This is a genomic window from Lysinibacillus sp. C5.1 (assembly GCF_016350185.1).
GTDB classification, from domain to species: Bacteria; Bacillota; Bacilli; order Bacillales_A; family Planococcaceae; genus Lysinibacillus; species Lysinibacillus sphaericus.
The window spans coordinates 4,313,505-4,337,766 of sequence record NZ_CP066226.1; the positions used below are offsets into that span (position 1 = coordinate 4,313,505).

The following is a 24,262-nucleotide window of genomic DNA, read 5'->3' on the forward strand; positions in this document are numbered from 1 at the left end:
TCTACAACTTTGTATCATCCACTGAATTTAAGTAGTCCTCAATCACACCGATTACTGATTCTACACAGCCATCCTCAAACGGAGAAATTAAGCCCGCTTCCTTCACAAGCTTTGTAAATGACATGGAACCGCCTAAGCCACATAAATGGATATAATCCTTCCATGCTGCGTCAAACTCTTCACGTGAACGTTTCCAGAATTGGAACGCACAAATTTGTGCTAACGTGTAGTCGATATAATAGAACGGGCTTGCATAAATATGTGCCTGACGTTGCCATATACCACCTGACTCTAAATAGCTATTACCATCATAGTCACGGTGTGGTAAATAGGTTTGCTCGATTTTTTTCCATGCAGCTTTACGCTCAGCAGGTGTCATCTCTGGGTTTTCGTAAATAACATGTTGGAATTCATCAACAGCAACACCGTAAGGAAGAAATAATAAGCCACTGCTTAAATGTGTAAATTTATATTTCTCGGTGTCTTCTTTGAAGAATAATTCCATCCAAGGCCATGTGAAAAACTCCATACTCATTGAATGGATTTCGCATGATTCATATGTTGGCCATAAATATTCTGGGATGCCAATATCACGGCTTGAGAATACTTGGAAGGCATGTCCAGCCTCATGTGTTAACACATCAATATCACCTGATGTACCGTTAAAGTTCGAGAAAATAAACGGCGAATGATAATTTTCAATAAACGTACAATAGCCGCCACTTTCTTTCCCCTTTTTCGCAACTAAATCCATTAGGTCATGGTCAATCATAAAGTTGAAAAATTCACCCGTTTCAGGAGATAGTTCTTCATACATTTTTTTACCGTTTGCCACTATCCAATTTGCATCACCCTTTGGCGTAGCATTACCTGTTAAGAAGTTTAAAGCTTCATCATAAAATTTTAAGTCTGAAATCCCGATTCGCTTTGCTTGACGCTCAAATAGTTTTGTTGCAACTGGCACGATTAAATCACGTACTTGGTCACGGAATTTCTTGACCATTTCAGCATTATAATCAATTCGGTTCATACGGATATAGCCAAGCTCTACATAATTTTTATAGCCTAATTTTACAGCAATTTCATGACGCACTTTAACTAGCTCATCATATAAGCGATCAAATTCCGCTTCATGCTCAGCAAAAAAGCCAAAACGAGCTTCTGTAGCAGCCTTACGCATTGCTCGATCTGTCGATTCTGTATAAGGTCCTAACTGTGCTAGCGTTAATGTTTCACCGTTAAAGTCAATCTGTGCTGAAGCAACTAGTTTATTATATTCTGATACTAGTTTGTTCTCCTTTTGCATTAAATCAATGACTTTCGGTGAAAATCCTTTAATTTGATAGGATGCTAAATCAAATAACTGTTGCCCCCATTTTTCTTCTAACTGCTCGCGGAATGGTGAAGCGATTAATGCTTTATAATATTCGGTTGTAATTTCTTCAAGCTCAGGGCCTACTTCATCAAAATAATCACGTTCTTCTTGGTAAAATGAATCGTGGGTATCAATCGATGCTCGAATGTAGACGAGGTTTGCCATTGTCGCATATTCATTACTCAGTTCATTTAATTTTTCAATTAGTTCGCTTTGTGCCTCAACCGATTGTGCTTCTTTAAATTGCTCGATTAAAGCTAACTGTTGCTCTTTCATCGCCTCCACGTTCGGACGGCTGTATACATAATCTTTAAACGTTGTCATAGAAGTACCCTCTTTCTGTCGTTTAGTCATTATATTTCTATTATATGCCAAATATATAATGGAAAGAAAGTAAATATATCATTAATGACCAATGATATATGTTTTTAATAATGCAGCTCTTTCCCGTAGTGTTAACTTCGCTTCCACAGATTTTGGGGTTTTGGCAACAACGACATCTGCCTCTAAATCAAGCTTATTCGCTAAATACTTCGCTCGTTGTAAATGGAAATCATTCGAGACAATCGTAATTTGCTTTGTCCCTGCTGGTAGTAATTCTTTTGAAAATAATAAGTTTTCATATGTCGATGTGGATTGCTCTTCCATTAAAATTCGTTCAGCTTCAATGCCATTGTCTTCTAGGTAGGTAAACATTGCAGATGCCTCTGTTCTATCCTCATCTGTTCCCTGTCCACCCGAGACGATTACCTTAACATGTGGGTATTGATTGAGATAGGTTACAGCCTCTTCCAATCTACTTTTTAAAGATAGTGATAACACACCACCTGGCTTTACTTTTGCTCCAAGCACGATAACATATGGTGCTGTTCCATCTGCAACTGGCTGTGTGCCTCGTTTCATTTCTTGTCCTAACCATATATAAAGAGCACTACCTATACAAACAACAATTATGATGCCTCCCACTATCCACCTTTTCATATGCAACACCCCTTTATACTAACAACGTCTTGCCTATAAAAAAGATGCTTGTACAAAAGAGAAAATGTGTTAGATTGACTGCCATCAATCTAACACATTTTTTGCTGCGCCGTTGTCCGCTTCGGCGGTGCTTTCCGCTCAGCACACGTAAGCCGCAACCCTAGCAAACGCGCGGAATGCCAGCGTCTTACGCTGCGTGCGTCCCGCAGGAGTCACCGCCTCCGCTACTAACTACTAGTGAACCCTACTAAATTTTTATTTATTGCAAAAGCAAGAATAGCTAAGTTAGCTAGTTCTCCATATAGCAAAAATTTATGAACAGCTTTCCTCGTTTCTTTAATTTTTTTAGTTATGTCCCAGCCTCTAAATGGTTATCTTATTGTAAAACGTTGAATAGATTCCTGTAATGCTGAAATTTCGTCTGTTAAATCATTAGATGATTCGCTAATAAGCTGAATAGCTCTCTGTTGCTCGTCAACTGATGCTGTGACTTCTTCTGAGGAAGCTGCATTTTTCTCACTAATCAGCGCGATACTTTCAATCGATTGCATAATATCTTCCTTAGAGCTATTTAAATATTCTACGCCCGCCGTCATCTCTCCAATATTTACTATAATCTCTCCGACAGACGCTTCTATCTCATTAAATGAAGATTCCATCATACTAACTGAATTATTTTGCTCACGGACAATGATACTTGTTTTTTGCATCTCATCGTTTACTAAGTTCGTTTCACTTTCAATACCTCGTAACGTCGTGCGTACCAAATCTGTTGCAACAGATGTTTGATCTGCTAGCTTACGTACTTCCTCCGCTACTACAGCAAAGCCTTTGCCATGCTCTCCAGCACGCGCCGCTTCAATCGATGCATTTAATGCAAGAAGATTCGTTTGATCGGAAATTTTATTGATTGTGCCCACAATACCTTCAATTTCTCTTACTTTAACAATTAAGCTATTGAACACTGTTTGAACACTGTTAATAAGCGCAGACGATTCTTGTGATTTGTGTTTCAAACTGTTTAAATTCACAAGCCCTTCTTCATTGGACTGCTTCATTTTTTGAGAAGCATCCAACATTAATTCATTTTTATCATGTAGCTCTACAATTTGCTGTGCAAATGCAATCGCTGTACGATTTGTATCCTCTGCGTCTGATGCTTGTTTCACTGCCCCTCTTGATACCTCATTAATCGCTTTGACAATTTCATCACCGTAAGCATTTGTTTCCTCTGCAACGGCTGTTAAATTGGACGAAGTCGATTGAATTTCGACAATGGCCTCCTCAACATCTGTAATTAATGTCTTTAATTGATCTACCATATCATTAAAACCAGTATTCAATTGGCCAATTTCATCTGATCGTTGTAGGTTTTCAATTTCAACGGTTAAATTACCTTGTGCCACTTCATGGACACGCTTCGATAAGTTTTTAACTGGTAAAGCCAAATGTCTAGACACAAAAATTACAATGACGGTACCAATAATAATGGCACCCAATAATGTTAGACCAATAACCAATAACAATGAATTAGCTTCCTTATTAAAATCTTGCATATATGTACCAGATGCGACAATCCAACCCCAATGTGGATCTTTTGCAGAATAGATGATTTTATCCGCTAATACGTCCTGACCTGGAAGTGTAAACTCATATTCCGTAAAACCACCGCCTTGTAATGCTCGCTCGGTTACATCACGAATAAAATACTTTCCACTGCTATCTTGATCATCCCACAAGTTATCCCCTTCGCGAGTAGGATGTGTAGTTAATGTTCCTTTGTCGTCTAAAACATAGATATAACCATACTCTCCTAGATTACCAGGATAATTAATTGGTCGTTTTCCCTCACTATCCTTTGGACCAAGCAGCGCTTCTCGTACTCTTTCCTGCGCAACCTCCAAAGGGATGTCACCTTTTTCTACACTTTCATTTGCAAGTTCGATTAATTGTAAAGTAGACTCAACACTATTTTGAATAACTTGTTCGCCTAAACCTTCCATACCATCCTTTGCTTTCCCATAACTGACTATACCAATGATTAAGCTCGGCACTATTAGTAATGCCATTGAAACGATAATTAATTTCCCCTGTATTGAACGTAAAAATTTCATGCTTTACACCCCTTTTTACTTCGTTCATTTAAAGCATTAATATTAATCTATATTATGGAATGGTTTTATAGTTTACACAATATGTATTTCACAATAAATGTGTAGAATACTCACCTTTTCGTTTAAATATGCTAATATACACATTTTTTCGCACAGAAAAAAAACTATCTTTCTACAGGGATACAATGCGTAGAAAAATAGTTTTTTGATATTCTTTATAATTTAAATGTATTAATCGCTTCAATTACCTCTTTAGATGTGCGTTCCAAAATTTCTACTACTTCATTTAATTCTGAAACCATTGCCACCTGTAAATCTGAAGCAGTTGCAACTTCTTTCGTACCTAAGGCACTTTGCTGCGCAATATTTTGCATTTGCTCTATCGTCGCTAAGATTTCTTCTGAACCGGCTGACATTTCTTCGATTACTGCAGAGTCATCTTGAATTTTATTGTTAACCATTGCAACCGATTGTAAAATTTGTGAAAGGCTTGTACCAATTTGTTGTACCGCTCCATTCCCCGCCTGCACATCTTCCGTACTTTGTGCCATTTCAGAAAGAGCACGGTCCGTAATATCTTTAAAGCTTACTAAATGTTTTTGAATATCATCAGCAGAAGTCTTAGACATTTCAGCCAACTTACGTACTTCATCTGCTACTACTGCAAAGCCTTTTCCAGCTTCCCCAGCTCTCGCCGCTTCAATAGCAGCATTTAATGCAAGTAGGTTTGTTTGATCGGCAATATTGGTAATGACTAGCACCATATCTTCAATTGAACGGAATTTATTGCCCATCTCTTCAACATGTCCTGCTGTACGCAACACAGAAGATTCAACATTTTGGATTTGCGAAATAACCTCTTGAGAATGGTTTACATTGGACTCTACTAATCCCGTCATTGCACTGGAAGACTCAGCGATTTCGGAAGTTGTATCAGCTAAACGTTGGATGCCAATGGACATTTCATTCATTGTTAACAAAACCTCATTATTGTTTTGCTGGTGCTGTTCACTACCTGCCGCAATTTCAATAATACGGTCTGCAATTTTTGAGTTTGATGCTTCAACCTGCTGTGAAGTAGCATCTATTTTGCCAACAACCTCTCGTAAAGCAACCGTGCGAAGTTGAATCGTTTGGAAAGTGTCTTTTAATTTTATCAACGATTCCTTAAAAGCATTGGCGAAAACGGCAATTTCATTTTTACCTTTAAACTGTAATTTCTCGACTGCTTCCGTTGCTTGAACAATATCACCACGTGCAAAGTATTCAGCTGCTTCCCCTAAAGAACTGAGTGGTTTTAATGAACGGTTAATATAACGATACATGATGACCATTCCAACCACCGTTAATACGAACATAATCGCAATAAGGGCTGGTAAAACTGAAGTTAATACCGTATTCGTTACGCCACTTACTTGTGTTGCATCAATATCTACACCAACAAAGGCAACAATCGTACCGGATTCATCTTTTAATGGCACCGTACCCGATAAATAATCTCCAAAGTCACTACTATGTAATATTGCGGAATAATAGCTACCTGTAGCCATTACTTTTTCAAGATCCTTATAGTAAGTAGAAGATGATTCCGAATTGATAGCACCTGCATTTTCTTGGTCATCTTTAGGCATACCATCAACTAAAAATCTTACTTTCTGATCTTCCTTTGGTACCGCAAATGTATAAGCATAAAGCACGCCATTTTTTTCTCGTAAATCGTTTAATTGCTCTCTTAGCTCCCAGTAAAGTTTAGACTCCGATGGTTTTTTCGAAAGCTCAATATAATCATCCGCATTTAACTGTTTTGCAATGTTTTCTGCTACCGCTACTGCCTGTGACCCCATTGTTTTATTTACAGATGATTTTGCTGTGTAAATCGTCGTGACGATAAAACCAATTAATAAAGCGACTAATGTCATTAATGAAATTAAAATAATTTTATTACTTAACTTATTTGCTCTGCTCATATTTTGGCACACTTTCCTTCTTCATTTTGCTAGTATAATAACTAATTATTACCTAAAAATTTATTTTTTCAACTATTTTGACTTTAATACTATAATATTATTGCTAGCCAAGCGCATAATGCGAGTAATGTAACAAGCAGTGTCGGGATCGTTAGGATAATACCTATCTTAAAGTACTGACCCCAACTGATTTTAATGCCTTTTTGCGCCAATATATGAAGCCATAACAATGTAGCTAAGGAACCAATCGGTGTTATTTTCGGCCCTAGGTTTGTGCCTATTACATTAGCATAAATAAGTCCTGCTTTGATTGTTCCTGTCGCACTTGTTTCAGCAATAGCTAAAGCATCTATCATCACCGTCGGCAAATTATTCATAACGGCTGACAAAATGGCTGCTACAAATCCCATCGTTAGTGTCGCTACAAATAAGCCTTGCTGAACGGCATGTTCTAACACATCGGCTAACAACCCCGTAAGCCCTACATTTTTCAAACCATAAACGACTACGTACATTCCTATTGAAAAGAACACTATACTCCACGGGGCACCTTTCATAACCCTCTGCGTATCAATATTTTTACTTCTCTGTGCCAACCATAAAAAAATTAGCGCAACACTACATAAAATAAATGACACTGGAATAATAAAATATTCACTAAATAAAAACCCAATTAATAATATTGCTATAACGTACCACGAGATGTGGAATAATTTTTTATCTCGAATGGCAACAGTTGGTTGAACCACCGCCTCCATCGAGTACTGCTTCGGAATAGCCTTTCTGAAAAAAACATATAGCACGAGTATACTAGCTATTAAAGAAACGATATTCGGCACTACCATATGCACCGCATATTCTATAAAGCCAATATCAAAAAAATCCGCTGATACAATATTTGTTAAATTACTAATCACCAGTGGTAACGATGTTGTATCTGCTATAAATCCACTTGCAATAATAAACGGAAAAACCTTTTGCTCTGTTAAGTTTAACTTTCTTACCATCGCTAATACGATTGGCGTTAATATCAATGCTGCACCATCGTTCGCAAATAGTGCTGAAACAATCGCTCCTAAGCAACCTATATAGATGAATAAACGAATACCACTACCTCTTGCAAGTCGTGCCATATGTAATGCAGCCCATTCAAAAAATCCGATTTCATCCAAAATCAGAGAAATAATAATAATGCCTATAAATGATAATGTAGCATTCCACACAATGTCAGTTACCGCCACAACATCATGCCATGTTACAACGCCCAACATTAAGGCAAATGCTGCACCAATACAGGCGGACCAGCCAATAGATAATTTACGTGGTTGCACAATGACTAAAAATAACGTCACTAAAAAAATAACGATTGCTAATAAGGTTTGCACAATTCTCCCCCTTAATAAATTTCCACATTTGCTTATCTGTGCCCATTTTCCGAGCCTACGCAAAAAGCATAAGTAAAAACCAGTAGCAAAGGTTTGCTACTGGCCTGACTGATAATAAAAACTATTCACCTAAATCTGCGTTATGGTAAACGTTTTGTACATCATCTAAATCTTCTAAAGCATCAATTAGTTTTTCAAATTTTGCTATATCGTCACCTGTTAATGTCACTTCTGTTTGAGGAAGCATTGAAAGCTCTGCAACGGTAAATTCTTGAACACCTGCCGCCTTCAGCGCTTCTTGTGCAGCAAAGAATTGATCTGGCTCAGCATAAACGATAACAGTATCTTCTTCTTCAAGAATATCACGAGCATCGACATCTGCTTCCATTAAAATTTCAAGTACTTCATCTGCTGTCTTACCTTCTAAACCAATAACTGCTGTTGAATCAAACATATACGCAACAGAACCACTTACACCCATGTTACCGTTGTTTTTACCAAATGCTGCACGTACATCAGATGCAGTACGGTTCACATTGTTTGTTAAAGCATCCACGATTAGCATTGTGCCAGCCGGTCCAAAACCTTCGTAGCGTAATTCGTCGAAGTTTTCGTCACCGCCACCTTTTGCTTTTTCGATCGCTTTTTCAATAATATGTTTAGGAACACTGTAAGTTTTAGCACGTTCAAGAACAACTTTAAGAGCGCGATTTGATTCAGGATCTGGTTCGCCTGATTTTGCTGCTACATAAATTTCGCGACCGAATTTTGCATTAACACGACTTGTGCTTTGGTCTTTTGACGCCTTCTTTTCTTTAATATTGTTCCACTTACGACCCATTGTTTCCACTCTCTTTCAAAAATAAAGTTTATAAAAATCATAGATGCACATTTACACATCTGCAAATGGTATTTAAATACTTTTCGTATCTTTACTCTGCAAATAATAACATATTGATGCCTTCAAAGCTAGATATGCCAATGTTTAAGGTAATCTTTTCACATGGGGAAATTACATAATATTTACCATTTTAAGACAAAAATAATCGTGAAGCTAGTGCCTATAACTTGTTGTCAAACTTAATTTTTTCTAATAATGCCTGACAGCCCTCTAATACTAGATCATAAGTTTCCTGAAAATCACCTGTATAGTATGGATCAGGTACATCCATTTGATGGTCCGTTAAATCTAAAAAACGAAAAATCTTCGGTGAATCTGGATTACCTAGCATCGTAAAAATATTACGAACATTATTTTCATCCATCCCTACAATATAATCAAATTGATCAAAATCATGTTTTTGTAGCTGTCTTCCTTGCATTCCCTTTGTCGCTATACCATATTCTCGTAACTTGTCTTGTGTTCCACGGTGGGGTGGCTCACCGATATGCCATGAGCTTGTTGCAGCGGAATCTACGTCGATTTTGTCGGTCAACTGTGCTTTTTCTATTAAATCTCGCATGACTGCCTCAGCCATTGGTGAGCGACAAATATTTCCTAGGCAAACGAATAGTACATGTATCATAAATTCAATTACCCCTTGTCGTAATTGCGTCCAAATTTTTTTCGAGCATGCTCGAAAACCTCCTCCAAAAAATCTATGACATCCGCCAGGGCTCTTAACTTGATTCGACTTGACCTTAGCTAAATCGAGTTAAGAGCCTCCTACGACAAAGCACCCAAAATCAACGAGATTCTGAGTGCTTACTGTATTATTTTTTATCTGCTGCAATGCGTTTATTCAATTCTTCTGTTAAAGCAATTAACTCATGCTCAAGATGGTGTGTAAATTCCTCACGACCTTCTTTTCCTTTCCCTGTCACATAAAACGGCTCTCCATAGATAAGATAACCCTTTCCTCGTTTAAAGACATCGCCAGCATTTCGCGCTCCAACGTAAGCGGCTGGAACGATTTGAGTTTTGGACAGTTGTGCTATGGTGATAGCACCCTGCTTTAAATCTGTTCCTTCTGAATTACGAGTACCTGATGGGAAAATCCCAACAATTTTTCCCTCTTTCAGCAACTGTGAGGGAATTTTGATTACACTTGGCCCGGGATTATCACGATCAACAGGAAAGGCATTTAAATGATTAATAAGCCATCCTAGCCCTTTGATATCAAACAATTGCTTTTTCGCCATAAAGTGAATTTTACGAGGCATGACCGCAACACCTAAATTTAATATATCCACATAGCCTGTATGTGTACACGCAATAATAAACCCACCTTCCTTTGGTAAGTTATGCGCATCATATACACGAGCCTTTGAACCTGTTAATTTTAATATTAATTTGACAAGATTTGCCGTAAATTTATACACTGTTTTATTCCTACCTTATTCAATAGTTATTACTATTGTAATCGAAAAGTGCTGTATACCGCAATTGTCCAAGTCAAATCGCTCTAATTTAGACCTGACCGATTAAGATATCAACATCAATCGTTATTTCACTGACGTCCACTGCTGTTTGCTGTGCTTTATGCCAGCCCATTGGCGTCATTTCAAGCAATGCTGGTACAAGCATTGCAGCAAGTGGAACCGTATAAGTAATGCGTTCTACTGTAGCCTTTGTAAAACATTCACGAAAGCGTTCGACCGTTTGCTCATTGGAGTACGTTTCTTTAGTCGAATCAGCGTAAAGCTGCGCTCGTAATTGTTGCAAATAACCACTTTGCGGAACCACTTTTACAACGCATCCTCCAGTTGTAAGTAGCCGTTTAAATTCTTCATAATTTGCTGGGGACAAAATATTTAATATGACATCGAAGCTATGCTTAGCAAAGGGACTTTTCGCTAAATCTCCTACACACCAAATTTGCTCTGGGTAATGGCGAGCAGCAGCAAGGATTCCCTCTTTTGCAATATCAATGCCTACACCGATACTATCTCTTTCAGACAGTATGCGAGCTAAATGCGAACCCTCTCCACAGCCGGTATCCAGCACCGTTTTTGCTTGTCCTATTAATTCTGCTATTTTCTCCTCTAGAGGATCGTACACCCCACTATCAATTATCTTTTTGCGGGATTCAAAAAGATCCTTGCTATATTTAGAGGTTGCTCCATGCGTTAGCATATTGACATAGCCTTGCTTGGCGATATCAAAAGAATGGTTTGCTGTACATGTCAACCTCCCTTGCTCATACACTTGCATGGACTCCTGACAAATTGGACAAGCAAATAGCTCAATATTTGCATTTATTAATGCCGCTCCTGCAGCTCGTTTAGAAATGGCCCCCACTATATTTCCCTCCTTTTTTCTGTTGGCGAAACAATGGCAAAACGCTCCCATTTTCTACTTTTCCACCTAAAGTATACGATAATAGCACGCATCCATTCATCTGCTGAAATAGCTAACCAAATTCCTACTAATCCCCAATCTAAAACAAATACAAATAAGTAGCCAAGTGGCAAACTCATACATACCATTGATAAAAATCCGATTTTAACAGGAAACCTTGCATCACCTGAAGCACGTAATGAATTAATAACGACGATATTCATTGTACGACCTGTTTCTAACAATATACTTAACGCTAAAACAGATCCGCCGATTGCGATAATCTCTGGATTATCTGTAAATAGGCTCATGAACTGCGTACGGAAAATTGTAACAACACTCACCATAAGTATCGTGAAAATAAAAGCTGAGCGCACGCTTACCCATAATTGATGATAGGCCTCATCTTTTTTACCTGCCCCCACATATCGACCTATAATAATCGCCGTCCCTGTACCGATTGCAACTGCAAATAAGTATGTAAACATTGAAATATTCATGGCATATTGCCTTGCTGCAAGCGTCTCAGCACCTATATAGGTTGCGTAATAAAGGAAGACAATTTGGCAAAATTGGTAGAGCACTTGCTCAAAAGCAGATGGTAAACCGATATTTAAAATTTTTCGGACATATTCTTTTGAATAGGTGAAATAGTATTCTATCTTCACACGGATCTCCATCACCTGATACAACAGCCACGAAAAAACAAGTACCGCCAGTCCCCTGCTAATAATGGAGGAAATCGCAGCGCCCTTAACACCTAATTCCGGCAGTCCAAAATTTCCAAAGATTAATCCGTAATTTAAGAAGACATGAATAACATTCATTCCAAGCGAAACGTACATGGTCTGTTTCGTCCAACCATGGACACGAATAATGGCTGCTAACGCATTAATAATAGCCTGTAAAAAAATAAAACTACCTATAATGATTAAATAGCTTTGCGCATATTGCAAAACATCGCCCTTTAAATTCATCATCGTCATTAAATGGCTTGAGCCGAAGAAAAAAATTATACTCATAATAAGCCCAACAATTACGTTCATCGTAACGGCTAATGCCGAAATTTTTGTAGCCTCTAAATAGCGTTTTGAACCTAAATATTGCGATACAACAATGGCAGCACCATTGCCCACCACTTCAAGTATTAATATCGCAATATGAATATATTGATTGGCAGCACCAACACCTGAAACTGCATTATCCGACAAAGCACTTAACATCAATGTATCGGCTAATCCCATTAACATAAATAAAAAAACTTCCAAAAAGATCGGCCATGTTAAATGAAATAAACTAAACTGGTCGGTCGAATGTTTCTCTCTCATCGCATGTCCCAACTACTTCACTTCTCTCTATCCATTACATAAAAATCTATTGTATCTTATCACAGATTGGCTTGTTGTATAGGATAGGTAATACAAAAATAATTGAATAGCTACAAAAAAATCCCTCTCACTGCATGGCGTGAAAGGGTGTCTTATTAACATAAGCAATATTCTTGTAATTGCTGTCGTTTTTCTGTTGTTAAGCCAAATTCTTGCTCTAAAAATACGTTTTTTGAACCGTATTTACTATCCATAGCATCAAAGGCGGCTTGCAAATAATCCTCGCGAGCTGACATTAGTGCGTGAAACTGCTGTAATTCATAATCATTAAAAGTATCTTGGATTGCCTGTGCCATGCGCTCTACCATTGGGCGTAAGTAAATATTTGTTTCTAAATAGTCTTGCATAATGGTTTCCTCTGGCACATCTAATGCTAGCAAAATAAGAGCTCCTCCAATACCTGTTCGATCTTTGCCTACTGCACAATGATGAACTAGACCTAGATTATCTGGATTTTGGATTGTTGCCATTAATTTTTTAAATGATACATTGTTAAATGGCATTTGTGCATAAAAATCTCGAAACATCTCAGGACTTACAACTTTATAAAAATTGTGACCACCAGTATTTGTTGGCATCTCAAACGCATGATTTCCCTTTGCAGGAATTTGAATATACTTTGCATCCTTGAATGTTGGATTAGGGTTATTTCGTGCCTCGTGTTCATCTCGGTAATCAAAAATTGTTTTTACCCCTAATGTTTCAAAGCGCACCTTATCCGCTTGTGTCATCTTACCAAGTGCAGCTGAACGATATAGTAAGCCATTCTTTACGATACGACCATCCCTCGTCTTATAGCCACCCATGTCGCGGAAATTCAAGACTGCCTCAAACGGAATAACTTTCATGTCAAACTGTGTCATCCACTACGCCTCCCTTATGTTAGCAATCATTTCTACTTCTATTTTATAGAACAAACAAAGATAATACCAATTATCCAATGCCTTATTTATTCAACTATATTTATTTTAAAACATGAATCACGCTATTGTCCGCTAAGGCAAATGCTTTCTACAAAGGAAGAAATGCCAGCAGGCAACAACGGCATAGCAAAAACAAATAATGGAAAAAAGAGAAAAAGTGTTAGATTGATGACAGTCAATCTAACACTTTTTTGCTGCGCCAGTATTGTCCGCTTCGGCGGTGCTTTCTGCGGGCACACCGTAAGCCGCAACCCTCGCTACGCGCGGTCTGTTGCATCTAACATAATGTGCTTTTCCCGCTAGAGTCACCACCTCCGCTACCAACAACTAGGGAACCCTTCTAATTTATTATTCATTGCAAAAGAAATAATAGTAAATATGTTCTATATATTTTCTTAGCAAAAATTTATCAAAACCAATGTATCTCTATTTAGAATTTTAGGGTTATGTCCCAGCCTCTTTTCTCTTTTGCCTAAGCTATTATGAAAGGTTTTTACCGTTTATCCTTATTTAAATAACTCAGGATATACAGCTTTTGCAACCATCTCAACAGCTTCCCCGATACGAGGTCCTGGACGATTTGAAATATCTGTATCAATAGCATTTACTGCTTTATCTTCAATAGCTGTAATCGTATTCCATCCATCACGTCCTAGAATTTCCCCTACTGGGTCTTTTACATAGTTGACAGTTGTTAAAATAACTTGAGGATTTTTCGCAATAACATCTTCCTCTGCAACCTTTACCCATCCTGTTTGGTCACCAAATACATTGTTGACATTTGCAGCATTTAAAATTTCCTGTTGGAAAGTACCAGCTGCTGTTGTATAAATATCAGGTTTTGGGCTAATTTCTAAGTAAACATTTTTTGGTGTTTCTACACTTTTTACTTTTGCTTGAACATCAGCAATTTTCGCTTTAATCTCTTTGTTTAATTGCTCACCTTTATCTTGTACACCCATCACTTCAGCAAGTTGTTGAATATCTCCATAAACATCTTCAAATGATGCAGCTGATTGAATAACAAATACTTTTACACCTGCATCTTCAAGACCTTTTAGTGCATCTAGTGTCTCTTCATTTCCTGTAGAGTACGCAATGACAACATCTGGCTTTAAGGCTACAATTCGTTCGCTATTAAATGTCACTGAATCTGACACACGTTCGATGTTTTTTGCTTCTTCTGGGTACGTATCATATTCTGTAGCTCCGACAACTTTATCGCCAACACCTAGTGCAAATAAAATTTCTGTGTTACTTGGTTGTAATGACACAACAGTTTTCGGTACTGCATCAAATGCTACTTCTACAGCGCGATCATCCTTAACTTTATAGCCACTTTGCTCAACTTGTTGGTCTGATTTAGATGTATCGTCATTTTTCGCTTTATCTGCTGTGCCGCATCCTGTCAATACAAGCGCAAGCATTAACACAGTAAGCCATTGGAATTTTAATAGTTTTTTCACTTTATTCATTCTCCTTCTTTTTCTTCATTGGATATGATTTACTAATAAACGGGATTTCAGCGATTCCAGCCTGTTGATTCATGTAAACAGCCATAACAAAAAATACATTAGCTAGTAATCCTAAGTAGTCGAAAAGAATGTCCGGTACTTCCCTTTCCTCTGACACTTTGTGTAGCACACGGTACGATTTTTTTGCCTCACTCCGACATAAGTGAAGCGCAGTTGCAGCCCCCGTGCCTTGTGGCAAAACAAAATTTTGAATTTGTTCCTTTACATGTCCTACATAAAAATCATAACGATCACTGAGCCATGATAAATCTTCTTCCGTTACCGCTAGTTTGCCGCGTACCGAGCCATTGACATGATATGCCATTGGCAAAATAGTCAATAAATCTGCCCCAACTACTTCAACTTCTTCGGCTTTTACAGCAGCCAATGCTACACCGATATGCGTTGTTAAACTATCTGTACGGATTTCAAAATCAACTGTAGATATTTTTTCACGCATGAACGGGTAACAAGAATAACGCGCATCTTTTTTCATCTGTAACCCCTTCTTTCTTTCATGAACAGATTTTGCTTAAAAGGTGCATAAAAAAACGTCGCTCCCTAGGGAACGACGAAAATAGCATATATAGTGTTATCTGACGAAGACAGCTAATGTATTTGCCGTATATCCTCCTAGCTTCCGAAGAGTTTTTATACATTAAATAACGGTCGGTCTCCTGGCTCGTACAGTTTGCTACCTTTATTTCGTAGCGCTCATAAAGCCTTCCCATCCTGTTGTCTTTGGACAGTGGCATGTATTATGATTTTTGTACTTACAGTTGCGGAAACAGCTTCGGTCTTACACCGAATTCCCGATTATGCTAAATTAGCACCATTATTCTGCAAGAATTATTCACTTGAATAGCAGTTTATCATATATGGATTTAAAAAAATAGTTATGAAATTGAAGCATAATCGAATATATCCACACACTACTTAGCACTATTTCTACATCATGACCAGCTATTCGTTATTCTTTCCTAATAATTCTGACTAAAAGAGCTAGCTATAAAATTTTTTCAATTGCTTGCTCAATATCTAGTTGGGAATCGGTTGGTTCGAAGCGTTCCACTATATTACCTTGATTATCTACTAAAAATTTCGTAAAGTTCCAACGAATATTACGCCCATCTAAAAAGCTAGGAGCAATTTGGATAATTGATTCTGCTAACATCTTTTCCTGCATATTGGCTTTGCCGAATTCACGAAAATCTACTTCGTGCTTTAAATAATTGAATAATGGATGTGTCCCTTCGCCATTTACCTGAACTATTTCAAAGATTGGGAACGTTACCCCGTAGTTAATTTGACAAAGTTTAATCGTCTTTGCTCCATCTTCTGGGTTTTGTTCTCCAAATTGATTACAAGGGAAACCAAGCACAACGAAATTATTCTCGCCATATTTATCATACATTTTCTGTAAATCTTCGAATTGATATGTAAAATCACATTGGTTAGCTGTGTTGACAATTAGCATCGTCTTTCCACGATATGTTTCCATTGATAAAATTTCACCGTTTGGCTTCTTTACTAAATAATTATAAATACCCATTATCTCGACCCTTTCTAGTTACTATTTTTTATATAGAATGACCAACTATAACCCCTCACCCTGTATATTGCGTGAATAATTATGTTGCTTATTCCTCAACAAATGGTTTTGTCGCTTTTTAGAAATTTAGTAACTATTGCATACTAAATTCCATATAAGTAAATAAGACCTATATTTATATGAATCAAAAATACTGTTTTTTTCATTATAACAATAACTTTTCTTTCTTCAAAATAACTCGCTCACCATAAAAATAGCCATCTCGCTATGTTAACGGATGGCTGTTTTATATTTCTTTTTACATTTTGTATCTTGCTCTTCTTCAATTAACCTCATCGCAATATCCAATAGTTTATGATCATTAGTAGCATCAAATAACTTCTTAAAAGAGACAATTATATCATAACGAATAAGTGTTGGTTGTTTTTCATCCATACAAGTTTGGAACCTTTTCGCTAAATAAGAAACAATTAAATCTCTTTGAACCTGTCCAGCAAGCCCAATTTGCCAGATTGCTTGTAATGCCTGTCTTGCTGTTACTTTACTTTCATCATACGTCACTGCCCAGATTTTTAGAAAATCATCAAGAACACGCTCTTCTGGATCACTCTTTGCTGCTAATGCACATAAAAACTGTGCAGCACGCGCACGCGCATGTCCATTATTATATGTAAGGGCTTTAACAAGTTGTTCCCAAACTGCATATGTCCAATCAACTGGTTCTTGCACAATCTTCATCAATTTTCTATAAGACTCGTATTCAATTTCACGGTCACGCTCTGTTAAATTACTAAAAAGCTCTAAAATCTCTTTTTCCATGATTTATCCCTACCTTCATTACTTTCAGAACGTTTTTAAATTTTAATTTTATTGTGTTACACTGTACTTAAATTAATGATAAAAAGGAGAGCTTATGAATAGATCTATAACTCGAAAGTTGATTATACGAACGCTAGCGATTATATGCCTACTAGTAGCTGCATATTTTATCATACCAGTTTCCGTGCCCATACTATTAGCGGGTATTACAGCTTTTTTATTGGAACCCATTGTCATGTTTTTTAAACGAAAATGGAAAATGTCTCGGAAAATAGCTGTTGCGTTTATATACATAGTAAGTGTTATTTTTATTTCTATTATCTGTTACTTTACTATTACCCAACTAATGTCGCAAATAATTTCCATTTCCAAACAAGCACCTTACTATATTTCTAAGCTATCTGAGATGTGGGGGCATATGCAAGAGAATATTTCAAAATATACAGAAGACTTTCCTACTGAAGTGAGTTCCTCACTTCAAAAAACGGCAACCGACTTTATTAAGAAAATTGAAGAATCTTTTTTAAACTTCTTTAATTATACCAAAGTTACGACCTTCTTTTCACAAATTCCAAGCCTCTTTATTAGTCTTCTCGTTTATATGATTGCTCTATTTTTATTTATGCTCGATTTACCTAAATTAAAACAGATAACTTATAAATATTTAAAGCCATCAACAGAAAAGAAATTAAAAATTATTACGAATCGTTTAAAAGATGCATTTTTCGGTTTTATGAAGGCACAAGTTCTTGTTAGCTTTATCATTGCCGGAGTTACATTTATTGGATTACTCCTTATTCAACCAAAATTTGCGCTAACAATGACTTTTATTATTTGGATTATTGATGTTATCCCGTTCCTCGGCTCCATTATTATTTTAGCGCCTTGGGGAACTTACCACCTGTTGATGGGGAATACATCGATTGCCATTAAGCTCTTTGTTCTTGCAGCTATTTTATTAATTATTCGTCGAACTGTCGAGCCTAAAGTAATGGGCGCACATATTGGTTTATCTCCTCTGCCAACATTAATAGCGATGTTTGTCGGTCTACAACTATTTGGTATCATCGGCTTACTTGTAGGGCCATTTGTTATCATCTTATTGTTCGCCTTAAAAGAAACAGGGGTTATTAAAATCAATTTTAAAATCTAGCAGATGTGAAATAAATTGGACAGTTGCTTGAAAAATGGTGGACGTCAAGACGTAAGTAGCTCGCTAAGCTATGATTTACGGCTCTATCCAACGACAAATAAAAATAAACACAGGGCACATTCTATTCATGATAAATAGAAGTGCCCTATATTATTGTCTATTACTTTGAATTAATAAGCTCTGCTTTCTTTAAGAAGCGTTCGATTATTACCGCTACTTCTGCACGCGAAATATTAGCAGTTGGCGCGATTGTTTTATTTGCCTTACCTGTTACTAAACCTGTTTTTACTGCAACTGCAATAGGAGATTTAGCATATTCAGCAATTTGTCCTTCATCTATAAACGCAGCTAAAATAGTTGCCGCTTCTTGCTCTGAAATCGTTGTATCTATATCAGTTAACAACAAAGCACGCGCTAAAATTGTCATTGCTTGCTGACGTGTAATTTTATCATTCGGTCCAAAGTGACCATTGCTGTAACCTTGAATAAGCTTGTATTCACTTGCAGCATTGATATAGCTTGCATACCATGCATCTGTTGTTACATCTGCATAATGACTAGTAAGGTCATCTGTTTTTAAACCGAGCGCACGGACTATAATAGCAGCAAATTGTGCACGTGTTATATCTTGATTAGGTGCAAATATGCCCTCACGTACTCCATTAATAATCATTCGAGAGCCAAGATTATTCACAGCCTCTTTTGACCAATGATTAGCCACATCGGTAAATTCAATAGGATTCCAAACAAGAGCATACGTACTATTTGTTAAACTATTAATAACCGCATAGTACTTTCCTTCTTTTTGTATCACTTTTGTCGGTACATGTTGTGCTGTGCCGTCTTGTTTAACGACGATAGCCGTTGTAATTTTGCTTGCTTCCACGTCTTTTGGTATCGTTATTGTTCGTTGAACATAAGCGTTGAAGCTTGTAATATCAACCGTTTTTATAGTACTTACCGCTTTTACAGTAAATTCAATAGGTGCAACCATTAAAGAGAAATTACCTTGTTGTGCCACATTTTCTACAAACTTCACCATATCGTTTGTAGGCTTCGCAATTTCGATTTGTACTTTAATGTCTTCAAGTGAAATATCTTTTCCTATTTCTGTAGAAATTGCATCTATATTGATTTGTGAAGCTGGCAATGTGTAAGAAGCTGTTGGTGTTTGAATAACTACTAATGCTTGCTCATTCTGCATATTTTTTACCATTTGAGCATTTAATTCTCCAATAATGATATCAGCATCCTTGTTTACAGGAATAGTCACAACTGCTTTTTTACCTTCTGCCGCTAGTTTTTCCTGTAACTTTTTAGAATCTACCGTTACCGTCATTACTTTTTGATTTCCTACCTGTGTGCTTGTCGCTTTACCAATGGCCTCTTCTTTACCATTAACAAGTACTTTTACATCTTCTGTAGGAGTCGGCTTTGGAGTAGGTTCCGACGTTGACGGAGTACTAGAAGAACCACCATCACCACTAGATATCACTTCCCACTTCGCATAGACCGTTGTATTGCCTACTATACCTTTTGTAAAATCAAACACCTTCGTCAGTTCACGATCCATATACCAACCGCCAAAAGTGTATCCAGCTTTTGTTGGATTTTCGCTTGGTTTTGTAGCGACAGCTCCTACTTTTACTTTTTGCGCTTGTACTTTACTACCGCCATTCACTTCAAAAGTAACAGTATATTGTTGTACAACCGTTATTTCAAAATCAGTTGTAACTTTGCCTCCAAAGTCGTCTTCAGCAGTCACAGTAATAGTAGCTTGGCCGGCTGATAATGGGTTAATTTTTAAATTATTATCTTTGATTGAAACTGTTGCAATTGCTTCTTTATTTGAGGTTGCGGATAATGTCAAAGAATCATTATCTAAGTCCTTAAACGTATTTGACAAGTCCAAGGAGATAACATCGCCACCTGCAATACCTTGTTGATTTGCAATCGGTTCATTGACAGTAGGTATTTGGTTTTCTTGTACAGAAAAAACGACATTTCCTGTTGCTTCTTTCGGATCAATTAATCCAGAAGTTGTACCATCATCTACAATTGTATAGTTAAAGCTCCCTTGGCCTTTAAAATCCTTTTCAAAGGCAAACTTAATTTCATCATTTTCAATCGTTACCGTTCCGCCTACTGCATTATCAACAGATTTCATGCTAAGTTTTTGATTGTTTTCGTTTTCTGGACCTGCTTTATCATTAGCAAGCAGCTCAGCAAACGTGATGATTTTAGCTTTAGCATTTTCTTTCACTGATAGTGTATCATCTGTCGCGATTGGTTCATCATTCACTTCACTCACAGTAATAGTAGCTTGAGCCGTATTACTTAAGCCACTATCTGTTGTATCAAGTGCTGCAGCAACATCAAAACTAAAGACATCATTTGCCACTGAATTTAAATATTGTGTCGGCGTGAACTTTAAGCCACTATTCCCTTCTGCAATGGTAATAAAATCTCCATCTTGGATGACTGTTGTACCATCGTTTTTGAATAATGCCCCACCTTGAATATTACTAATTTTTAGATGTGTAACGGCATTTCCATCTTCTGATGTAATAACTAATCCGCTTTGTGTTTGGCTATGTTCCGTAGTCGAAGCACTTGTAACCAATGGGCTACTTGCGTTTCTGATTACAGTTAGAGTATACGTATTTTCGATACCCTCGATAGATTTCACAACGACAGGTATACTATTTTTCCCAACTTGAAGTGAAAGCTCATCAGATGGACTTTCACTAGTAACATCTGTATCTAGTACTTTTATTGTAGCTGCAGTATCCATCACTGTCGGTGTTACCTTTAATGAAGTTACCGCATTATCTACATGGACGATATAGTCATTTGTGTCTTCTGCAAAAGCAGGGCTTAGTGTTCCTTCACTCACAGTTAAATTAGATAATGTTGGTGGATTGCCAACTAAAACATTACATGTTGCAAATTTTGTGCCATCTTTTGTTGAAGTGACCGTAATGGTAGCGCTACCTTCTGCTAACCCTGTCACCAAACCATTTTGGTCAACTGCTGCAATCGTGGAGTCGCTAGATTCCCACGTTACATCTTGAGATGTTGCATCCGCAGGAGTAAATAAAGCTGTTAACTGTTTTGTTGCATTTGCTTTAAGCGCTATATTCGTTTGATCGAGCGCTAAATTAGTAACTTCTTTATATGGATTTACTGGATAATAACTAACTTGACTAGTTCCAACTGTCAAAATATCATTAACACCATCATTATTCATATCTTCTATAAATAGTTGCTCGATATCCCCCCCATTTGTAGTAACATCAGGAGCGCTGTTAAATTGACCTATCCCATTATTAAGATGAACGTCTAAGTTCTTTTGGTAGCCATTACTATTTGTGATGACAGCTAAATCCTCAAAGCCATCTTGATTTAAATCACCAATTGCTAACGAGCCGTATATAAATTGATCTTGTCTTATCGTTGTCATATCAAAGCCTGTATTGGCAATATTACGTAGTCCCACATCTATAGAAAGTTTGTCTTCGGTGTAATTCGCTCTTAATAAAATAAAATCGTCTTTCCCATCTCGATTTAAATCACCTGTAGCGACAAATAATCCAATTAAACTGTCTGGTTTCTGTGGTGATGCTTCAACATGAAATGTACCGTCACCGCTACCAAGTCCAATTTTATATAAGTCATTATCATTATAATTTTGTGTCGTACAAATATAGTCTAAATTGTGATCACCATTAAAATCCCCCATAGAACAACCATTATTTCCTGATTGATTATCTACGCCCGCATTTACTTTCAACGAGAATGAAGGATTATTTGGTGTACTATTATTAATGGCCACATATACTGTCTCATCACCAAACCAAATGACATCATTTTTACCATCATTATTGACATCTCCTGTTTGCACATTAGTTCCATAAAATGCTTTTGAAAATAGATTAAATGTAGATTGTTTCGTTAATATTTGATTATCATGGTTCCATAAATTAATATTATTAGGGCTTTCTAGAGATCCATTTGGCCCTGCTGACACAATATCTTGTTTACCATCACCATCTAAATCAGTCATTGCTGTACTATAAAAATCATATACTTCCCGGTTTTCCATATGTAATTGATAGACCGGTACTCCTTTTAAATCACTTAGCGTAAAAGGAGTTTGTATACCCGCCATTCCTGTCATGTGGAGTGTACCATTACTATCTTTTCCAATAGCTACTGCTTTTTGTCCAGAGCTAATGGGACTACCCGTAAATACCGCTTGTGGTTCTCCTAAAAATATTTGGTTTAACGATGCTGCTTTTGCTTGTTTTGGTGTTATTGGAAGCAAGCTAAGTAGCATGAATAAAATAATAACAACATGTATCAATTTCTTATTCTGCATTCTATTTCTCCTCTCCCTCTTTATTTTTCTAAAATGAATGCCGTAATCAGCATAACAATAGTAACTCTCAAACTTCTCTCAAATACGATACTTTAGCATTATTTCTATAGGGAATAACTATTACTATTTTCATTATCAATCGATTTTAAATCACTAAAAGGACTTAACTGCAAATAAAAATAGCACCTATTATCGTGATAATCCGATAATAGATGCTATTGTATATTTTTATTTAACTTTTTTGCTATTTCATTCGTCTAACTTTTATAAGCTTATTGAATACGACCGAAGCCTACTAAATATTGGTTCCACCAATCAAGTGATTCGATCACTACGCCTTTATTTTGCGCATCAATCATTGTGTTATTACCAAGGTAAATCCCAACATGTGCTACGCCTGAACCATAGCTAAAGAATACTAAATCACCAACGCGAGCTTCACTTGCTGAAATACGTTGTGTTGCTAAGTATTGTTGTGATGCTGTACGAGGTAATGATACCCCAGCTTGCTTGTAAGACCATTGTACAAGACCAGAACAGTCAAAGCCTGTTGTAGGGTTACTACCACCCCAAACATACGCACGACCTAGGAATTGCTTGGCAGTTGAAATAGCACCACCTGAAGATGCTGTACCAGCACCAGACCCCACGACGATTGACTGTGGTTTGCCACCATTATTGTTCACTTGAACAACAGGTGTAGCTGATTGAAGTGCACGTAAACGAGCCGCTTCTTCTTCAGCAGCCTTACGTTCAGCTTCTAAACGCTCTTCTTCTTGTTTCGTTGCAATTTGAGCCTTTAATGCAAGTGATTTTGCTTGGTTTTCAGCTTTTTTCACTTCCATTTCGCTTTCCTTTTGTTGAAGCTCTTGGAATTGTTTTTGAAGCTCTTTTTGTTTTTCATCTAATGTTGCTTTTTGTTGTTCTAATTTCACTTTGTCTGCTTCTTGTTGATTTACTAGCTCTTGGTCAGCATCCATTAATGTTTTAACCGCTACGACACGGTCCATTAAATCTGCAAAACTCTTTGCTTCTAGCACAACGCTTAAATAGACACCTACAGTGTTATCTTGTGCTTGATAAGCCGCCATACGTTCACTTAAAATAGCTGAACGTTGCTCAATACGTTTTTCAGTTTCAGCAATACCTGCATCTACTTCTTTGATATCAGCTTGTACTTGGTTAAATACTTTCACTTTTTCATCGATTTCTTGTTGTAGCTGTTGTAATTCTGTCTCTAATTTTTTTACTTCCGCATCGATTTTTGCTTTTTTCTCGATCATTTGCTGAGACGTTTCTTCAGCGTGTGCTTCAATCGGTTGTACTGTATTAAATAATAAGCCGCCTGCAAGTGCTAATGTTAGCACCATCGACTTACGCCATTTATTGCGCTTACCCATGAATCTTCATTTCCCTTCATCTATCAATTT

The 24,262-nt window shown here is 37.1% G+C and carries 18 protein-coding genes and 1 riboswitch; of the genes, 1 reads left to right on the plus strand and 17 read right to left on the minus strand.

From position 1 onward, the window contains the following. Position 1: 1 nt before the first annotated feature. The 15 genes from I5435_RS21190 to I5435_RS21260 all read right to left on the minus strand — a co-directional run bounded on the left by I5435_RS21190 (position 2) and on the right by I5435_RS21260 (position 17,298). Positions 2-1,699, minus strand: coding sequence for a M3 family oligoendopeptidase (locus I5435_RS21190; protein ID WP_024361389.1), 1,698 nt, complete (start codon positions 1,697-1,699; stop codon positions 2-4). 81 nt (positions 1,700-1,780) lie between these two features. Continuing rightward, positions 1,781-2,356: a YdcF family protein gene (locus tag I5435_RS21195; RefSeq protein ID WP_025220740.1), complete on the minus strand. Its 576-nt coding sequence runs from the start codon at positions 2,354-2,356 to the stop codon at positions 1,781-1,783. 371 nt (positions 2,357-2,727) lie between these two features. Continuing rightward, the gene (locus I5435_RS21200) at positions 2,728-4,470 is read right to left on the minus strand and encodes a methyl-accepting chemotaxis protein (RefSeq protein ID WP_337982927.1); all 1,743 of its coding nucleotides are present in this window, start codon (positions 4,468-4,470) and stop codon (positions 2,728-2,730) included. A 215-nt stretch (positions 4,471-4,685) separates the two neighbouring features. Then, positions 4,686-6,437 (minus strand): methyl-accepting chemotaxis protein, encoded by a 1,752-nt coding sequence (locus tag I5435_RS21205; protein ID WP_337982928.1) that lies wholly within the window; start codon positions 6,435-6,437, stop codon positions 4,686-4,688. An 89-nt stretch (positions 6,438-6,526) separates the two neighbouring features. Beyond that, entirely contained in the window at positions 6,527-7,822 is a 1,296-nt protein-coding gene (locus I5435_RS21210; protein WP_108030813.1) for an arsenic transporter, read from the minus strand. 121 nt (positions 7,823-7,943) lie between these two features. Beyond that, positions 7,944-8,663 carry a YebC/PmpR family DNA-binding transcriptional regulator gene (locus I5435_RS21215; RefSeq protein WP_024361394.1) on the minus strand — a complete coding sequence of 240 codons (720 nt, stop codon included), beginning with the start codon at positions 8,661-8,663 and terminating at the stop codon, positions 7,944-7,946. A gap of 220 nt (positions 8,664-8,883) precedes the next feature. Beyond that, positions 8,884-9,348, minus strand: a complete 465-nt coding sequence (locus I5435_RS21220; RefSeq protein WP_108030812.1) for a low molecular weight protein-tyrosine-phosphatase — start codon at positions 9,346-9,348, stop codon at positions 8,884-8,886. 187 nt (positions 9,349-9,535) lie between these two features. Then, positions 9,536-10,144 (minus strand): lysophospholipid acyltransferase family protein, encoded by a 609-nt coding sequence (locus I5435_RS21225; protein WP_337982929.1) that lies wholly within the window; start codon positions 10,142-10,144, stop codon positions 9,536-9,538. Positions 10,145-10,232: 88 nt separating this feature from the next. Beyond that, positions 10,233-11,063 (minus strand): putative RNA methyltransferase, encoded by an 831-nt coding sequence (locus I5435_RS21230; protein ID WP_108030811.1) that lies wholly within the window; start codon positions 11,061-11,063, stop codon positions 10,233-10,235. Further along, positions 11,063-12,430 carry an MATE family efflux transporter gene (locus I5435_RS21235; protein WP_337982930.1) on the minus strand — a complete coding sequence of 456 codons (1,368 nt, stop codon included), beginning with the start codon at positions 12,428-12,430 and terminating at the stop codon, positions 11,063-11,065. The genes I5435_RS21230 and I5435_RS21235 overlap by 1 nt, the downstream gene beginning before the upstream one ends. A 155-nt stretch (positions 12,431-12,585) precedes the next feature. Then, positions 12,586-13,353: a tyrosine-protein phosphatase gene (locus I5435_RS21240; RefSeq protein WP_108030809.1), complete on the minus strand. Its 768-nt coding sequence runs from the start codon at positions 13,351-13,353 to the stop codon at positions 12,586-12,588. A gap of 566 nt (positions 13,354-13,919) precedes the next feature. Continuing rightward, positions 13,920-14,879, minus strand: coding sequence for an ABC transporter substrate-binding protein (locus I5435_RS21245; RefSeq protein WP_108030808.1), 960 nt, complete (start codon positions 14,877-14,879; stop codon positions 13,920-13,922). Position 14,880: 1 nt separating this feature from the next. Then, positions 14,881-15,423, minus strand: coding sequence for a hypothetical protein (locus I5435_RS21250; protein ID WP_108030807.1), 543 nt, complete (start codon positions 15,421-15,423; stop codon positions 14,881-14,883). Between the two features lie 154 nt (positions 15,424-15,577). Further along, a riboswitch (cobalamin riboswitch) is annotated at positions 15,578-15,779 on the minus strand. Between the two features lie 154 nt (positions 15,780-15,933). Next, a complete protein-coding gene (locus I5435_RS21255; protein ID WP_024364576.1) occupies positions 15,934-16,479 on the minus strand; it encodes a glutathione peroxidase in 546 nt (181 codons plus the stop codon). A gap of 270 nt (positions 16,480-16,749) precedes the next feature. Next, positions 16,750-17,298: a hypothetical protein gene (locus tag I5435_RS21260; RefSeq protein ID WP_024364577.1), complete on the minus strand. Its 549-nt coding sequence runs from the start codon at positions 17,296-17,298 to the stop codon at positions 16,750-16,752. Between the two features lie 94 nt (positions 17,299-17,392). On the opposite strand from I5435_RS21260, the gene ytvI reads away from it, so the two are divergent. Then, complete coding sequence (gene ytvI / locus I5435_RS21265; RefSeq protein ID WP_024364578.1) at positions 17,393-18,451, plus strand: sporulation integral membrane protein YtvI; 1,059 nt, start codon at positions 17,393-17,395, stop codon at positions 18,449-18,451. 160 nt (positions 18,452-18,611) lie between these two features. On the opposite strand, the gene I5435_RS21270 is transcribed toward ytvI, so the two are convergent. Continuing rightward, positions 18,612-22,832 carry an S-layer homology domain-containing protein gene (locus I5435_RS21270; RefSeq protein ID WP_337982931.1) on the minus strand — a complete coding sequence of 1,407 codons (4,221 nt, stop codon included), beginning with the start codon at positions 22,830-22,832 and terminating at the stop codon, positions 18,612-18,614. A 272-nt stretch (positions 22,833-23,104) separates the two neighbouring features. Further along, on the minus strand, positions 23,105-24,232 hold the full coding sequence (locus tag I5435_RS21275) for a C40 family peptidase (RefSeq protein WP_029747435.1): 1,128 nt from the start codon (positions 24,230-24,232) through the stop codon (positions 23,105-23,107). Positions 24,233-24,262 lie beyond the last annotated feature (30 nt).

Excerpts from the sequence above, each read along its gene's own strand:
- I5435_RS21190 (WP_024361389.1), bottom strand. The coding sequence starts at position 1,699 with ATGACAACGTTTAAAGATTATGTATACAGCCGTCCGAACGTGGAGGCG.
- I5435_RS21195 (WP_025220740.1), bottom strand. The coding sequence starts at position 2,356 with ATGAAAAGGTGGATAGTGGGAGGCATCATAATTGTTGTTTGTATAGGT.
- I5435_RS21200 (WP_337982927.1), bottom strand. The coding sequence starts at position 4,470 with ATGAAATTTTTACGTTCAATACAGGGGAAATTAATTATCGTTTCAATG.
- I5435_RS21205 (WP_337982928.1), bottom strand. The coding sequence starts at position 6,437 with ATGAGCAGAGCAAATAAGTTAAGTAATAAAATTATTTTAATTTCATTA.
- I5435_RS21215 (WP_024361394.1), bottom strand. The coding sequence starts at position 8,663 with ATGGGTCGTAAGTGGAACAATATTAAAGAAAAGAAGGCGTCAAAAGAC.
- I5435_RS21220 (WP_108030812.1), bottom strand. The coding sequence starts at position 9,348 with ATGATACATGTACTATTCGTTTGCCTAGGAAATATTTGTCGCTCACCA.
- I5435_RS21235 (WP_337982930.1), bottom strand. The coding sequence starts at position 12,430 with ATGAGAGAGAAACATTCGACCGACCAGTTTAGTTTATTTCATTTAACA.
- I5435_RS21240 (WP_108030809.1), bottom strand. The coding sequence starts at position 13,353 with ATGACACAGTTTGACATGAAAGTTATTCCGTTTGAGGCAGTCTTGAAT.
- I5435_RS21250 (WP_108030807.1), bottom strand. The coding sequence starts at position 15,423 with ATGAAAAAAGATGCGCGTTATTCTTGTTACCCGTTCATGCGTGAAAAA.
- I5435_RS21255 (WP_024364576.1), bottom strand. The coding sequence starts at position 16,479 with ATGGGTATTTATAATTATTTAGTAAAGAAGCCAAACGGTGAAATTTTA.
- I5435_RS21260 (WP_024364577.1), bottom strand. The coding sequence starts at position 17,298 with ATGGAAAAAGAGATTTTAGAGCTTTTTAGTAATTTAACAGAGCGTGAC.
- ytvI (WP_024364578.1), top strand. The coding sequence starts at position 17,393 with ATGAATAGATCTATAACTCGAAAGTTGATTATACGAACGCTAGCGATT.
- I5435_RS21270 (WP_337982931.1), bottom strand. The coding sequence starts at position 22,832 with ATGCAGAATAAGAAATTGATACATGTTGTTATTATTTTATTCATGCTA.
- I5435_RS21275 (WP_029747435.1), bottom strand. The coding sequence starts at position 24,232 with ATGGGTAAGCGCAATAAATGGCGTAAGTCGATGGTGCTAACATTAGCA.